A 14522-nucleotide genomic window follows, 5' to 3' on the forward strand; every position below is an offset into this window, starting at 1 on the left:
TTGAAGGCTGGGCTTCTCCCGCCATCAAATGTTTCCGGCGAGTTGTAAATTTTTTTGCAGCGAAAATTGTTTTGAGCTACTGCAAAACCCTGCTTTTCCGGCAGGGGAATCCACAAACCTACGGGTTTCTGCTTTTTAGATAACGGTCAGTTCTGATCGGTTTAATCAACGTTAACCATTTAACCATTGCTTCACACATGAAAGACGATCAAAGGAATCCGGACAAAACTATGCTTACACCGGCTGTAGTCAACCACCTGGTTAGTAACGAGGACCGGGAAATGACAACCAATGACGGGGTACCGGTTCACGACAACAACAACACGCTAAAAGCCGGAGAGCGCGGTCCTTCGTTACAACAGGACCATATTTACTTCGACAAAATGATGCATTTCGACCGGGAGCGGATACCGGAGCGGGTGGTGCACGCCCGGGGATCGGGAGCACACGGCATTTTTGAGGCAACCGCCGATATGTCGCAGTATACCGTGGCCTCATTTTTAAAAAAAGGAACGGTAACTCCTCTTTTCGCGCGCTTTTCTACGGTAGCCGGTTTTAAAGGTTCGACCGACCTGGCGCGGGATGTGCGTGGCTTTTCGGTTAAATTTTACACGCAGGATGGCAATTATGATTTGGTAGGGAATAACATCCCGGTTTTTTTCATCCAGGATGCCATGAATTTCCCGGATGTGGTCCATGCCGTTAAACCGGAGCCGGACCGGGAGATTCCGCAGGCGGCCTCAGCACACGATACATTCTGGGATTTCATATCGCTGACACCAGAGTCGGCGCACATGTCATTGTGGGTCATGTCCGACCGTGCTATTCCCAGGAGCCTGCGTACAATCGAGGGGTTTGGGGTGCATACCTTCAAGTTCGTGAATGCAGAAGGCAAGGGGACTTTTGTTAAGTTTCACTGGAAGCCCAGGCTGGGGGTACACGCCGTAACGTGGAACGAAGCGCAGAAGATATCCGGTTTCAATTCCGATTTCCACCGGGAAGATTTATGGAATGCGATTGAAAAAGGGCACTTTCCGCAATGGGACCTGGCGGTACAGTTGATCCCGGAGGAAGATGAATTTAAATATTCATTCGATTTGCTCGACCCGACCAAGCTCGTGCCGGAAGAATTGGTGCCGCTGCAGATTATCGGTACGATGACGCTGAACCGCAACCCCGAGAATTTCTTCGCTGAGACAGAGCAGGCCGCTTTTGACCCTGGACGCGTGGTGCCGGGTATTGACTTCACGAATGATCCGCTGTTGCAGGGGCGCGTATTCTCCTATATGGACACGCAGAATTATCGTTTGGGTGGCGCCAATTTCCATGAAATCCCGATCAACCGACCGGTAAACGGAAAATACAACAACCAAAAGGACGGCACGGGCAGGATGGACATTCTGAAAGGGCCGGTAAGTTATTTTCCCAACAGCAAGGCCGAGGGGTGCCCGTATCATGCCATGCTCAGGGGGGAAACCGGTTATGTTTCCCATGCCGAGAAAATCAGCGATGCAGTCAAAGTACGCCGTCGCGCCGATTCCTTTGCGGATCATTTTACGCAGGCCAGGCTGTTTTTTCATTCTCAGAGTCCGCCCGAGCAGGCGCACATCATCAATGCGTTCAGTTTCGAGCTTTCGAAGGTCAAAGACGAAAATATACGGAAACGGGAGCTGGCGATCCTTCACCAGGTAGACCAGGAGTTGGCCCGGCGTGTAGGCGACAACCTGGGACTCGTGCCGCCGGAAGTACTTGATCCGCTTACCATACAATTTGCGCGGTATAACCATCCGGCTTACCCGATCACACCTCCGCGACCGGAGATTGAGAAAACGTCGGGGCTGAGCATGCGGGTAGCGCCCGGTAAGGGAACCGCGGAAACCCGCAAAGTGGCCTTCCTGGTAACCGATGGTGTTTCGAAAATTTCTATCGACAATATGAAAGCCGCACTTGAAAAAGAAGGCGCCGAAGCCATGCTGATCGCCGAGCGGGTTGGGACCGTAAGAATACAGGAAGGAGGGAATATTCCGGTGGACGGATCGTTGCTCACGGATGTTTCGGTTTGTTACGATGCGGTCTATACACCCGCCGGGGGAAACCTGGATGTGCTGGCAGCCAATGTCCGGTATGTACAATTCATAGAGGAGGCATTTGAGCACTGCAAGCCCCTGTTTTTCGCGAGGGGTGCGGAAAAGGTGCTGGAGGTTTGCCGCGTCGAAAAAGACCGGGGTGTGCTGCTGGCAACCGACGGGAAAGGGGACTCCGAGTTCCTGTCGCTGATAAAGGAGCACCGGATCTGGGAGCGGGAAAATACGGACCATTAACCGCAGAAGGAGGAAAAATATACGAAACTAGAGTTTTGGCCGTTATATATAGTAGAAAAACTTTTTTTAACACACAACTAAACTTGTTTAACATGGGATCACTCACAGATAAAATCCGGGGAAACTGGAACGAGCTTAAAGGTAAAATCAAGCAGAAGTATGCCGACCTGACAGACGACGATTTGCTGTACGTGGAAGGTAAGGAAGATGAGCTTCTGGGGCGACTTCAGAAAAAGCTGGGTAAAACAAAAGAAGAAATCGAAAAGGAATTCGATTAGCGATATAGTCCCGGCTTATCGGCTGAAGCCGCTTCTCTTCGGAGGAGCGGCTTTTTTTGTTAGTGAGTGTGATTCAAAAGTGGAAGGGATTGGTGCCGGACGGTCATCCTGAGAAAGAAGTTTTTTGCGAAAACACCTTGCAGGGGAGATGACAAATAGATGTTGTCAATGGAAGTCAACGGTAGCCGGAGGCTACCACCCGGACGGTCATTCTGAGCGCAGCGCAGCGGAGTCGAAGGATCTCCTGTTGCAAGAAAAAGTCCTCTGAAAGGGATTGGGTGCAGGGAGCGGGAGATCCCTCCACTGCGGTCGGGATGACCCTCCGGGTGGAGCTGCGCCAAACTTGTTGTTGTCAATGGTAGCGCACCACCCGGACGGTCATCCTGAAGCGGAGCGCAGCGGAGTCGAAGGATCTCCTGTTGTTACTAAGAAGCCCGGCGGAATAGATTGAGTGCCGGGAAGGGGAGATCCCTCCACTGCGGTCGGGATGACCCTCCGGTTGGTGCGGCTCCAAACCTGTTGTTGTCAATGGTAGCGTATCTGCCGGAGGATGGTCATCCTGAAGCGGAGCGCAGCGGAGTCGAAGGATCTCCTGTTGGTATTAAAAAGCCCTCTGAAAGGGATTAGGTGCCGGGAAGGGGAGATCCCTCCACTGCGGGATGACCCTCCGGTTGGTGCGGCTCCAAACCTGTTGTTGTCAATGGTAGCGCAGCGCAGCGGAGTTGAAGGATCTCCTGTTGCTATAAAAAAGTCCTCTGAAAGGGATTAGGTACTGGGACTGGGAGATCCCTCCACTGCGGTCGGGATGACCATCCGGCCGGAGTGCAGCCCATGTTGTTGCTATGGAATGTGAATAATATTTTTCTACTAAAAATTTGGAAGTTATTGTTTTGTCTCTACATTTGTAGAGTGTATTCTAATGATGTAGTTTTATGAGTAAACTGACCAATGCGGAAGTCCAGGTGATGGAATACATCTGGCAAAAGGAGCGGGTGTTTATGAAAGACCTGCTGGAGAGTTTCCCCGAACCGAAGCCGGCCGTTACCACGGTGGCGACGCTGCTGAAACGGATGCAGGAAAAAGGATTCATTGCCTATCGGACTTTCGGGAATTCGCGCGAGTATTATGCCCTGGTGGCGAAGGAAACCTATTTCAGCGGACATGTAAGCGACCTAATCCGGAATTATTTCGAGGATTCGTCGCTTCGGTTTGCGTCGTTTTTTGCAAAGAGCGGAAAGCTTACCAGGAAAGAGCTGCAAAGCCTGCGGGACCTTATTGACAATGAAATAGAACGAAAAGACGATGATCATCTACCTGGTTAAAGGAATTGCCTGTTCTTTCATATTATGGGCACTCCACCGTTTTTCCCTCGAAAAAGAGCGCATGCATGGATTCAACCGCTTTTACCTGTTGCTGGCGCCTGTCATTTCCGTGCTGATTCCTTTTGTACCGCTTCGTCCGGGTGATGCCGGAACCGGGACCGCCTGGCTTCCGCTTGAAACCGTGACAGCAGCGGAAAAAGAAATGGATTTAAGCGCAGTAGAAACTATTGTGGAAAGCGGCGACACATTTGCGGGGGCCATGCTTTCATGGGGGGTGCCGGCGGTTTACCTGTTGGGAGTAATCTTTTTGCTGATCCGGTTTGCGGTGAATATCGCCCGTATCAGGCGTGCAATCCGGGCATCGGACCGCTATCAGGTACCGGGCGCTACTATGGTCGCCATGCCCGGATCTACCGAGGTCTGTACTTTTATGGGATACATATTTTGCAGCCGGGACGAGTACCGGGCGGGTGCGATTCCCGCAGCCGTTTTGCAGCACGAATTGGCGCATGTAAAGCAGCGCCATACCTGGGACATCCTGTTTATGGAAGTGTTCGGTGCGCTCTATTGGTTCAACCCGGTTATGGCGCTTTACAAACGGTCGGTCAGGCTCAATCATGAATTCCTGGCCGACGAACAAGTGATGGATCACCCGGGTAAGGTTGCCGGTTATCAGCGGCTGCTGCTTGACCGGCTTGCGGGCGGGGTGGCGCCGTCGCTGGTGAGCAGTTTTAATTATTCTCAAACCAAAAAGCGATTGATCATGATGACGCAAAAACAAAACCCGCAACGTGTGTGGCTGAAAGGTGCCTGTCTTTCCCTGTTTGCCGGTGGACTGTTCTACTTCGCTTCCGACGAAGCGCGTGCCCAGGAAGCGCCGCCTTACCCGGGTGTGATAGAATGGAAGTATACGCAAGTGATTTCCCCGAAATCCCCTCCTCCGCCGCCGCCCATGGATCTGGACGAACTGCCGGTAGCACCTCCACCGCGGCCCCCTATGGAAGGACTTGTTACAGGAGCCGGTGCAACCCCGGAGGAGCTGGCGGATTATGACGCGACATTCGAAGCGCACAGGATCGAAAAGACGGATGCTGACGGAAGCCCGCGAAATCCTGAATTTGACTTGTCCAATGCCGAGAAGGAGCGTTTGTTAAAGATAAGGGAAAAGATGTCCAGGGAGCAGCTCGAACAACAGACCTATGCTATTTTCAGAAGACCCGCACCCTATAAGAATCCACCGTCGCCCGAGCTTTTCGAATCTTTTAAAAAAGCAGACGTATATGGGGTATGGTTGGACAACAAGAAGGTGGAGAGCGCAGCGCTGAGCGCGTACACAAACTCAGATATTGCCGACTACTCCATCAGCAAACTTTATGGTTCGGCCAAGGAGGGAAGAAGCTATACCCACCAGCTTAACCTGGAAACCAACCAGTATTTTGATGCCAATTATAAGCGGCGCGCGGCCGACCTGTTTATCATAACCGAAGGGGCACGCCGGGAGCCGAAAAAGTAGAGGGTTCCCTCAGTTTCTATTAAAAGTTGATTTGCGGCGGTGATATGACTTCATGTCCTCATGAAGGGAGTGACTCCATTGTTTTTACCTTCAAGCCACGAATTCACGAATGGGGTATTTTCATTCGTGAATTCGTGGCTTGAAGCTGAATTGAAGTTCAATTTGCGGCCCCGATGGTATGATGAGAGAAGGTGGCTTTCCCGACGTATTCCTTTAACGCTTCCAGGTAACATTTGATAAATGCGCCGTTGGAGTAGGGGTTCTGACTGGTGACCAGTTCCCGGTCGCGAAGGGCGAAGTTTGCTGCAGGTAACCCTTTTTTGTGCTTTAGTCCGTGTTTTTTCAGTTGCCGTGCAATTCTCCGGTTCAGAGGTTTCCCTTTCATGACAAAGTTTTCGATAACCAGTTCCTCCATTCTTGTCACCGAATTCACCCGGTACCCGGTGAAAGGGCTGGTAGCTTTGGGAATGGAAAGCAGGAGAGCCGGCGCATGACAAACGAGACCAATTGGCTGTCCTTTTTTGTTGAAGTGCATTAGCAGTGCCGATACGTTGGTATCGTGGATGAGATCAACCATGAGCCCCTGTCCACCGGGAATTACCACCCCGATGTAATCATCTTTACCGGCCAGCGCTTCCTCCAACGTTTTAGGGTTGTTGAAACCGGGATTGTCTTGGGTAAACTTCCTGGCTTCCGGTAAGAGATGTTTCTCCTTTTTCCAGTATTTCTCTTTCAGACTTTCCTGGTCAATGGTAGACTTTTTGCCATCTGGTGTGGCGAAATCTATTTCGAAACCGGCTTGAAGAAGCGTGGTGTATACGGGGTAAAATTCGCTGAGGAACACGCCTGTCTTAAATGTTTCTCCGTTTTGAAGCGGCAACTCATTGGCTGCGCTGGCAATGAACAGTATCTTCTTTTGGGCGAATGCGGGCAGGCCTGACAGCAGGGAGAGGGCGACCATCATACTTTTTGTCATTTCTTTTGTCTCGTTATTTTTACAAAAGAAGCTGGTCCGGTCTGCGCGGGCATTTACATAGGTAAAGAAATCAGGATTGGGAAAACTTTCTCCGGATGCGGCTTAGCTGGGTAGGGGTAATGCCCAGGTAGGAAGCAATATGATACTGTGGGATCAACTGCTGCAGTCCGGGATACTCCTGCTGGAACTGGAGATACCGCATGTCCGCGTTGAGCAGTACGATGTCTATTTCCCGCTTTTCCTTGTAGACAAAATATTGTTCAGCTTGCTTCCGGGCAAACCGTTCCAGGTCCTGGTGAGAGTCAAACAGCTCGGTAATCCGGGAATAGGGGGCTACGTACAATTCGCAGTCGGTGAGCGCCTGGTGATGAATCAGGTTAGGGCGCTGCGTAACGAGCGAAGAATAGCCGCCTGTAAAACTGTGCGGGACAAAGAAATGCTTGTTGTACTCGGTTCCTTCGGCGTTCCGGTGAAATGCCCTGATCACACCCGTGGTAAGAAAGCCTATCTCGTGGGCAACTTCGCCTTCACGGATGAAATAGTCATTCTTTTTCAGCCGCTTGCAGATAAACAGGCGCGCGAATTGTTCCCAGGTATGAGGACCGAGGGGAGAGATTTTTTCGACGTATTCTTTTAGAAGTTCCAAGGGATTAGGTTTGTTGGCGCGCAATAGCGTTAATGCTTTCCCGGCTTAAAAGTTATGGATTAATAATTTACTGCTGCCGGTTTTGCCGGATTTGATTTCAACAGGCGGATGGACTACTTCTTCATCCGAAACGGAGTCAATGTTCACGGTCCGTCCGCCGGGCGAGGTGTACGGGTAAATTTCGTTTTTCTATTTCTCCTTTTTTGGGTTCTGAAACGACAGGGGTTTTCGGAAAATACGGTCTTGCATTAGAAGGCATCGTAATAGTTTTTTTGCTTTCCTATCCGATCTTTCATTGTATTTTTGTCAAAAACAAACGATGATGCTGCAATCCTTAATATCTGAATTTGAACACGAAGTAGCCAACACACGGAAGTTGCTGAATGCCGTACCCGAAAAAGACCTTGGCTACCGGCCTTCACCGGTTTCATGGACTATGGGCGAGCTGGCCCAGCATATAGCCACTATCTACTACTGGTATGTGGGCGTTTTTACGCATGAGGTATATGACGTGTCCACCGACCGGCCCGAGCGCGGCGCTCCGAGCGATATCAAGGCTACACTCGACTTTTTCGAGCAAAATGTGGAACGGGCCAGAGCAATACTGAAATCGGCTACAGAGGATAGCCTCCAGGGGCTGTGGACGATGAAAGTCGGTGAGCGTACCGTTGTCGGGCCATTGCCCCGGGGTGTTGTCGCCCGAGGTTTCCTGTTTAACCATGTGTATCACCACCGTGGTGAAATGATCGTTTACCTGCGGGCAAGCGGTAATAAGGTCCCGGGACTTTACGGGCCTACGTATGAGGAGGCTGTGGGGAGAAAGTAGGGGGAGTCACGAATGCACGAATTCAAACCGGATTCGTGACAAAAAGTGCTGGAGTTATTGGGAAGGATGCGCTACGCAGGGGCTACTCCGGATATTTATGTCGTCACTCGGTTTGTGATGGTATCGGATCAACTGCGCCGACTTGTGTACGAAAGTGGTCTGCTGACCGATTGGGTTGAAAACCCCCGCACCTGGCCCAACGAGCGGATTGGCACCGTGCATACCGTACAGGGGCGCGAAGCCGAAGCGGTAATAGTGGCCCAAATATTAGGCTTTCTAAGCTACCGCTATAGCAACCGGTTATCCCATTCGAAATCCTCGACCGATATAATGAAGACCTTCCGGGCGAAGTCCGGGTGCCGGGTATTGATCAGGTAGTTGGGTTCCCATTGTACCAGCGAAGAGGGAACCTGTAACACGAGGCTTCTAAAGCTTCTATACCATTCGGAGCTCATTTCCTCCAAGTCCGGATAGGCGGCTATTGATTTCCAGTGAGGAGGCAAGGCGGACAGCGGGATGCTGGTGATGTCGTTTTCGTTTGCTTCGATTCCGATTCGTAGTAATTTGTATGGGATGGTTGTGTGAATGCCGCTTCGGTGCGCTACAAGTTCGAGTGTTGCCAGCGCAATTGATCCGCCGGTGTAGATAACGAATTCGTCGTCTTTGTTCCAGCGGTTTGCTACCCCGGAGGCCGTCAATGTGTTGGCGTATAGTGCTCTTCTGATATTAAAAACAACCATACGCTATACGTTCTCTCCGAATTCCAGGGCCGTTAACCGGTTGTCTATAAATTTAACACCGGAAATAGTGTCTAGAAATTGGCGGGGGGCTTTTTGGTCGAGAAGTACATTTGGGGTGGTTAGCCACTTTTCAAAGAGTTCCCTGCTACCGAAAACATCCATGCCATGCCTGTAAAGCGATAAAATCACGATCAGGTGTTCCTTGAGGTTGTCTTTCAGGGTTAGTTCCGGGTTTTTCCGGTACGACCTGTACGTCTTGGGCGTGATATTTAGCCAGCCTGCTACGTCTTCCGTGTTCAGATCGGTAATGTGATCAAAAAGCGTAATGTATCGCTGAACAGGCTCTTCTTTGAGGATGTAGGCGTAAAGCCGGGAGAAATCACGGAGGTAAGGAACCTCTTCAATGCTCTTGTATAAGACTGTTTTTGAAACTGCAACTCCCATTTTAATAGACCGTTAGAATAAAAATAGGTAAAATGTTTTATATAAAACGGTAAAATTATCGGAAATATTTCGCTTGCCGTGAAGTTCCTGGGGCCAATCATACCGGGCACCTGATTATGAGTCAGGTGGTTTTAAACAAGTGTTCGAGGTAATGTATTTTAGGAGGCCACTAATGCACGAATCCTCCGGGTCATCTAAGCCCATTCGTGCATTCGCGGCTTAAAATCTTTAACTTAGCCCCGAAACCCCTACAATAGCCTATGACCGACATCGAAACGCTCACCCGGGAACTGGTACGATTCCGCAACGAACGCGACTGGTGGCAGTTCCATAATCCCAAAGACCTCGCTATGGCCATCAGCATCGAGGCCGGAGAACTGCTTGAAGTATTCCTCTGGAAAGATCCCAAAGATGCCAATCCCGAAAAGGTAAAGGAAGAGCTGGCGGATGTGCTGGCCTACGCCCTGCTGCTTGCGGACAAATACCAGTTGGATGTAAAACAAATTGTGCTCGACAAGATCAAACGCAACGGGGAGAAATATCCTGTCGATAAAGCAAAGGGCACCGCAAAGAAATACAACGAATTATGAGTGCGACCCGCGAGGTGTCTGTCGAAATATCCAAGCCTTACCCGTTTAGTCGTGACGGATTGGCTGTACTGGAACAAAATCGCTGGGTCAAAAATCAATGGCCGCTGGTGTATTTTATAGAAAATGAAGCCGCTGCCGGTACCCGCATCGGGTACATTGGCGAATCAACGCATGCCTTGTCGCGTATACGCAATCACCTCGGCAACAGTCAGAAAAACAGTTTATTAACGCAGGTGTCGATTATCGCTAGCGAGCGGTTCAACAAGTCGGCCACGCTTGATATCGAATCGAGCCTCATCCAGTACGTAACGGCGGAGGGCACTTACCAGCTCCTTAATGGCAACTACGGACTTTCCAACCATCGCTATTACGAGCAGGATTTATACAAAGGCCTGTTCAGGCAGCTATGGTCGCAGCTCCGGAAACGGAAGATCGTAAACCGGTCGCTGACTGAGATTGAAAACTCGCAGTTATTCAAATATTCGCCCTATAAATCGCTCAATGAGGACCAGTACCGATCGGTCCTGGAGATACTCGAAGGGTTAACCACCCGGCAATCGAACCGGATTTTTGTACGCGGAAGCGCCGGCACCGGTAAGACCATCCTGGCAACCTACCTGGTGAAGCTGCTCAGGTCGGACGTAGGGGCCGAGGACGATGCCGATGATGAAGCCCTGGAGGAGGTGCGGTATATCCGGCAGTTTCAGACAGCCTATCCCAACGCGCGGATAGGGATGGTGGTGGCGATGAAGTCGCTGCGTAAAACACTTAAAAACGTGTTCGAGAAAATTCCCGGTTTGAAGGCTTCGATGGTGATGAGCCCTTCGGAAACCTTTAATCTTGGCGAAAAATACGATCTGCTGATTGCGGATGAGGCGCATCGGCTACGCCAGTACCGGAATATCAGTTGGGCGGGGGCTTTTCGGAAAAACAATCAAAAACTGGGGCTGGACCCTTCGGTAAACTCAGGGCTGGCTAATCCGGGTACGGAGCTTGACTGGATATTGGCGAATAGCAAAAACCAATTGTTTTTCTATGATCCGGACCAGTCGATCAGGCCGTCGGATGTAGAGGAAGCGCGGTTTACGGCCCTGCTTAACGAACAGCATGTGATACGGCTCAGTTTGCACTCACAGATGAGAGTGCAAGGCGGGAGCGATTACCTTCGCTTTGTAGACGATCTGCTCCACCTTAAGCGGACGGATCCGGAGCCTTACAAAAGCACCGGATATGACCTGATGCTGTTTGACTCACTACCGGACCTCTGCGCGGTATTGGCCGAAAAGGAACAGGAGCATCGTTTGTGTCGTCTTGTGGCCGGGTATGCCTGGCCCTGGGCGTCGAAGGAGAACAAAAAGGCGGTTGATATTGAAATTGACGGCATGCAGTTTCAATGGAACCAGGTGGACGAGGATTGGATCAATTCGCCTACGGCAGCCCGCGAAATTGGCTGTATCCATACCACCATGGGCTATGATCTTAATTATACCGGTGTTATTTTTGGTCGTGAGATACGTTACAATCCGGCCACCCATTCTATTGAGATCGCGCCGGAGCACTATCACGATGCCAATGGCAAGAAGAGTATCCGCGATCCGGAGGCATTGAAGTCCTACATCATCAACATCTACAAAAACATGATGTATCGCGGCATCAGGGGCACGTATGTGTATGCCTGTGATGCGGCTTTGCGGGAGTACCTGAAGCAGCATATCCCCGCGTACCGGGAGGTGCAGCCGTTCCGGTTCCTTTCGCCGGAGGAAGCGTTGGAAAGCCATCGGGCAGTACCGTTTGCCGATATATACGCAGCAGCGGGCACGTTCAGTGAACTACAGCTTCATGAGGTTTCGCAGTGGATAGAGCTGCCGTTTGATGTCGCCGACCGGGACCGCTATTTTGTTTGCCAGGTAATCGGCGAGTCCATGAACAAGGTCATCCCCAATGACGCCTATTGTCTATTTCGTCGTGACGAGGGCGGTACGCGGAATGGTAAAATTGTACTGGCTCAAAGTACGCGCTTTCCCGATGCGGAGTTTGGCTCGGGCTATACGGTGAAGCGTTATCGTAGTGCGAAGAGCAGTAATGCTGAAACCTGGGGCCACGATTCGATTACGCTTTACCCGGAGTCTGATGATCCGGCTCACAAGCCTATTGAGCTGTTGAAGGATGAGGCTGTGGATTTTAAGGTGATTGGGGTGTTTGAGCGGGTGATTTGAGGGAGAGGCCGCGAATGCACGAATTTCTCGCCCCATAACTGAGTCTATTGGACTTGGAAAAATAAGAAATCCAATTCCATATTTTTCCATATTGAAGTCTGGGCTTTAGCGGATCGGGCGATACTCAGGTTTTCAGACACTGCATAAAGAGACACTCAATACGCCTGTATCAATACTTCCGACGGGATATGCAGTTTCTCATTCAACTTCCGGATCATATCGAGTGATAGTTTTCTTTTCCTGTTCAGGATTTCACTTGCCCGGCTTTTCAGGCCAATTACATCAGCCAGGTCATTCTGAGAATAATCGAGTTGCTCCATCCGGAACTTAATGGCTTCGATCGGATCCGGCAGATCGATCGGGAAGTACTCATTTTCATATTTTTCAATCAGGATGCCCAGGATTTCCAGTTCGTCGCCCTCCTTGGAGCCGGGTTTTGTATCAAATATCTTTTCAAGCCTTTCAAGGGCCTGTTGATAATCCTGCTCTGTTTTTATCGGCTTTAGTTTCATAGGATTAAACCTCGTTTGCGTCTATTTTGTCGTATTCAGCATGTGTTCCTACAAACCTGATCCACATCATCTGATAGTAGAAATTGATTTTGACAATCAGACGGTAGTTATTCCCTTTAATGTTAAAACAAACCCGGTTATCATTTAAAATACTGGCAGCCGGGAAGTCGTTTTTTAGTTCATTCAGATTTTTCCAGGTTGCTTTGCCTGCTTCCTGGTACCAGGCTTTTAAGGATTGTTCACAGTCAGCATGAACCTCCCAGAATTCGCGCAGTATTTTTTTTGCAATGACTCTCAACCTGTTTCTTTTTTACAAATGTAGTATAAATTTCCCAAAACGGGAATTTTATTTGTGTTTCTGGTAAGCTCCTTATCGGTTAACTCTACCTTTTTGTTCCGCCGTAGTCTGTTTCCACTGATTTTTTACAGGATTTTTGAGATAGGACTATCGCGGGGCGACGCAGTATGTATTTTACCGAACACCTGTTTTCATCAACTCCCCCAAACTTGCCGTAAAGGGCGATGCCGATCTCCTCCCGGACGAATGGCGGGCTAGCTTACGGAAATCCCATTGTACGCCTTCAAATTCAGGATCGGTGGCTTTTTCTATTTTGATCACCAGGTAGGTTTTCTGCGAGGGGTTAGGGTATTGTTTTCGGATCAGGTCTTGCCGGGCCTCGAAGGATGCGCGGTTTGGGGCCCAATAGGTTCGGGTTCTGATTCCCTATGGCTTCGAAGGGGCTCAGCCGCCGGGTCCTATCGAAGAGCAGCGGCCGGGATGCAAGCGGTCCCTGAGCCCGTCGAAGGGTGAGCGTTTTGGATACCCTTTGGCTTCGGGGGGCTCAGCCGTCGGGCCTTCCCAGCGTAAGCCGATCTTTCCGATCTTCCGTAATCGCCATTATTTCGTTATTTTCGTCTCTAGACATACTATAGGGCTAAATCTAAGAAACATCATGAAAGGCTGGATTTACATTCTGGAATGTGCCGATAAATCATACTATACCGGGAGTACGAACAATCTGAAGTTGAGATTACAACAACACGAAAACGGAGCTGGGGCAAACTACACAAAGAAAAGATTGCCGGTGGTGCTGGTTTACTACGAAGAATATGCGCGGATTGACGATGCTTTCTACCGGGAAAAGCAGGTTCAGGGCTGGAACCGACAGAAGAAGGAAGCGTTAATAAGCGGACGACCTGATCTGCTTCCAGAGTTAGCTGTTTCCTATGGGAAGCGGAAATGTGATGGCTGATTTCATGTGGTTTCGGGTGATGAATGGCTTTGGCTTCGACGGGGCTCAGCCCCGGGAGGTAGCGGTCCCTGAGCTTGTCGAAGGGTGAGCGGTGTTTTAACCAATATGGCGTTGGTGGACTAAATCCCTCTGGCTTCGACCGCACCTGCGGACCGTGAGCTCAGCCGCTGGGTCTTATCGAAGAGCAGTGGCCGGAATGTTAGCGGTCCATGAGCCTGTCGAAGGGTGAACGTTTGGACTCTCTAAACCTTCGGTGGGGCTCTTGGATGCTACCCGTGCACAAATTGTAGGAGTGATCAAGGCGTATTTGGCGTGTTTTTGCTACTTTGCGCAGAAACCGATGATTCCCCCTCTAACCATGCAGCTTGGTATTTACGAGCAGTTGATTAACAAATTGGTGGCGGCTCAGCTCCAGCAGTTGGATCAGCGGCAGTTTTATGTAAAACAGCACGACATGAACGCCAGCCTATCGCGGTAGTCGTCGCGGTAGCCCGATTTTACCGATTGCACTTCCAGCATTACCATGTGCCCTGTAGCTCCACCTCCTGCTTCCAGCACCGGTAACGAAAGCGTACCTACGGAGATGTCGGGCGAGAGGGTACCGATGTGCCGGTTGCGGGAATGGGGCTGAACAACCTGGCCGCCCACGTCGTCAAAACTGAAATGAGCGTCGCTGAACGCATAGTCATAATAGCAGCCTTCAACGAGCTGGTACCGGGCTTCGTTGTGTTGCGCGGCACTTTGGTCGGCATCAAAAAGGGTATCGGGCCTGCGGGCATCAAGGAAGAGGCGCAGGCCTTCGGCGATGTGGTCGAGGTTGATTTCGATAGAGGCGAGCGACTTCACGATCAGGCTTCGGCAAAGCTGGTGAATCGCAATCACGCG

At 50.5% G+C, this 14522-nt stretch carries 15 protein-coding genes; 8 read left to right on the top strand and 7 right to left on the bottom strand.

Going from position 1 to position 14522, the window contains the following annotated elements; all coding sequences use genetic code 11:
* Positions 1-197: 197 nt before the first annotated feature.
* The 4 genes from ABD852_RS08480 (at position 198) to ABD852_RS08495 (ending at position 5434) form a co-directional block, all read left to right on the top strand.
* Positions 198-2321: a catalase gene (locus ABD852_RS08480; RefSeq protein ID WP_345027866.1), complete on the top strand. Its 2124-nt coding sequence runs from the start codon at positions 198-200 to the stop codon at positions 2319-2321.
* A 92-nt stretch (positions 2322-2413) separates the two neighbouring features.
* On the top strand, positions 2414-2599 hold the full coding sequence (locus tag ABD852_RS08485) for a CsbD family protein (protein WP_345027868.1): 186 nt from the start codon (positions 2414-2416) through the stop codon (positions 2597-2599).
* A gap of 932 nt (positions 2600-3531) precedes the next feature.
* The gene (locus tag ABD852_RS08490; RefSeq protein WP_345027869.1) at positions 3532-3921 is read left to right on the top strand and encodes a BlaI/MecI/CopY family transcriptional regulator; all 390 of its coding nucleotides are present in this window, start codon (positions 3532-3534) and stop codon (positions 3919-3921) included.
* Positions 3902-5434, top strand: a complete 1533-nt coding sequence (locus ABD852_RS08495) for a M56 family metallopeptidase (RefSeq protein WP_345027870.1) — start codon at positions 3902-3904, stop codon at positions 5432-5434. The genes ABD852_RS08490 and ABD852_RS08495 overlap by 20 nt, the downstream gene beginning before the upstream one ends.
* 157 nt (positions 5435-5591) lie before the next feature.
* Here ABD852_RS08495 and ABD852_RS08500 read toward each other — a convergent pair whose 3' ends face one another.
* Positions 5592-6410 (bottom strand): DJ-1/PfpI family protein, encoded by an 819-nt coding sequence (locus ABD852_RS08500; RefSeq protein ID WP_345027871.1) that lies wholly within the window; start codon positions 6408-6410, stop codon positions 5592-5594.
* A gap of 70 nt (positions 6411-6480) precedes the next feature.
* On the bottom strand, positions 6481-7056 hold the full coding sequence (locus ABD852_RS08505) for a Crp/Fnr family transcriptional regulator (protein WP_345027872.1): 576 nt from the start codon (positions 7054-7056) through the stop codon (positions 6481-6483).
* A 319-nt stretch (positions 7057-7375) separates the two neighbouring features.
* Between ABD852_RS08505 and ABD852_RS08510 the strand changes: the two genes are divergently transcribed.
* The gene (locus tag ABD852_RS08510; protein WP_345027874.1) at positions 7376-7882 is read left to right on the top strand and encodes a DinB family protein; all 507 of its coding nucleotides are present in this window, start codon (positions 7376-7378) and stop codon (positions 7880-7882) included.
* A 287-nt stretch (positions 7883-8169) separates the two neighbouring features.
* On the opposite strand, the gene ABD852_RS08515 is transcribed toward ABD852_RS08510, so the two are convergent.
* Together ABD852_RS08515 and ABD852_RS08520 are read right to left on the bottom strand one after the other, a co-directional pair.
* Positions 8170-8622, bottom strand: coding sequence for an RES family NAD+ phosphorylase (locus ABD852_RS08515; RefSeq protein WP_345027875.1), 453 nt, complete (start codon positions 8620-8622; stop codon positions 8170-8172).
* 3 nt (positions 8623-8625) lie between these two features.
* Entirely contained in the window at positions 8626-9066 is a 441-nt protein-coding gene (locus ABD852_RS08520) for an antitoxin Xre/MbcA/ParS toxin-binding domain-containing protein (protein WP_345027877.1), read from the bottom strand.
* 260 nt (positions 9067-9326) lie between these two features.
* Here ABD852_RS08520 and ABD852_RS08525 point away from each other — a divergent pair, with 260 nt between their 5' ends.
* Both ABD852_RS08525 and ABD852_RS08530 read left to right on the top strand, forming a co-directional pair.
* Positions 9327-9656: a nucleotide pyrophosphohydrolase gene (locus ABD852_RS08525; RefSeq protein WP_345027880.1), complete on the top strand. Its 330-nt coding sequence runs from the start codon at positions 9327-9329 to the stop codon at positions 9654-9656.
* On the top strand, positions 9653-11872 hold the full coding sequence (locus ABD852_RS08530) for a DNA/RNA helicase domain-containing protein (RefSeq protein ID WP_345027883.1): 2220 nt from the start codon (positions 9653-9655) through the stop codon (positions 11870-11872). Before ABD852_RS08525 ends, ABD852_RS08530 begins: the two co-directional genes overlap by 4 nt.
* Before the next feature lie 155 nt (positions 11873-12027).
* Here the strand turns inward: ABD852_RS08530 and ABD852_RS08535 are convergent, their stop codons facing one another.
* Positions 12028-12384 (bottom strand): helix-turn-helix domain-containing protein, encoded by a 357-nt coding sequence (locus ABD852_RS08535; protein ID WP_345027884.1) that lies wholly within the window; start codon positions 12382-12384, stop codon positions 12028-12030.
* A gap of 4 nt (positions 12385-12388) precedes the next feature.
* The gene (locus tag ABD852_RS08540) at positions 12389-12682 is read right to left on the bottom strand and encodes a type II toxin-antitoxin system HigB family toxin (RefSeq protein ID WP_345027885.1); all 294 of its coding nucleotides are present in this window, start codon (positions 12680-12682) and stop codon (positions 12389-12391) included.
* Positions 12683-13337: 655 nt separating this feature from the next.
* Here ABD852_RS08540 and ABD852_RS08545 point away from each other — a divergent pair.
* Positions 13338-13637 carry a GIY-YIG nuclease family protein gene (locus ABD852_RS08545; protein WP_345027886.1) on the top strand — a complete coding sequence of 100 codons (300 nt, stop codon included), beginning with the start codon at positions 13338-13340 and terminating at the stop codon, positions 13635-13637.
* 435 nt (positions 13638-14072) lie between these two features.
* Here ABD852_RS08545 and ABD852_RS08550 read toward each other — a convergent pair whose 3' ends face one another.
* Positions 14073-14519, bottom strand: coding sequence for a hypothetical protein (locus ABD852_RS08550; RefSeq protein WP_345027889.1), 447 nt, complete (start codon positions 14517-14519; stop codon positions 14073-14075).
* Positions 14520-14522 lie beyond the last annotated feature (3 nt).

The sequence above is a fragment of the Ravibacter arvi genome, from assembly GCF_039540405.1.
Classification (GTDB): Bacteria; Bacteroidota; Bacteroidia; order Cytophagales; family Spirosomataceae; genus Ravibacter; species Ravibacter arvi.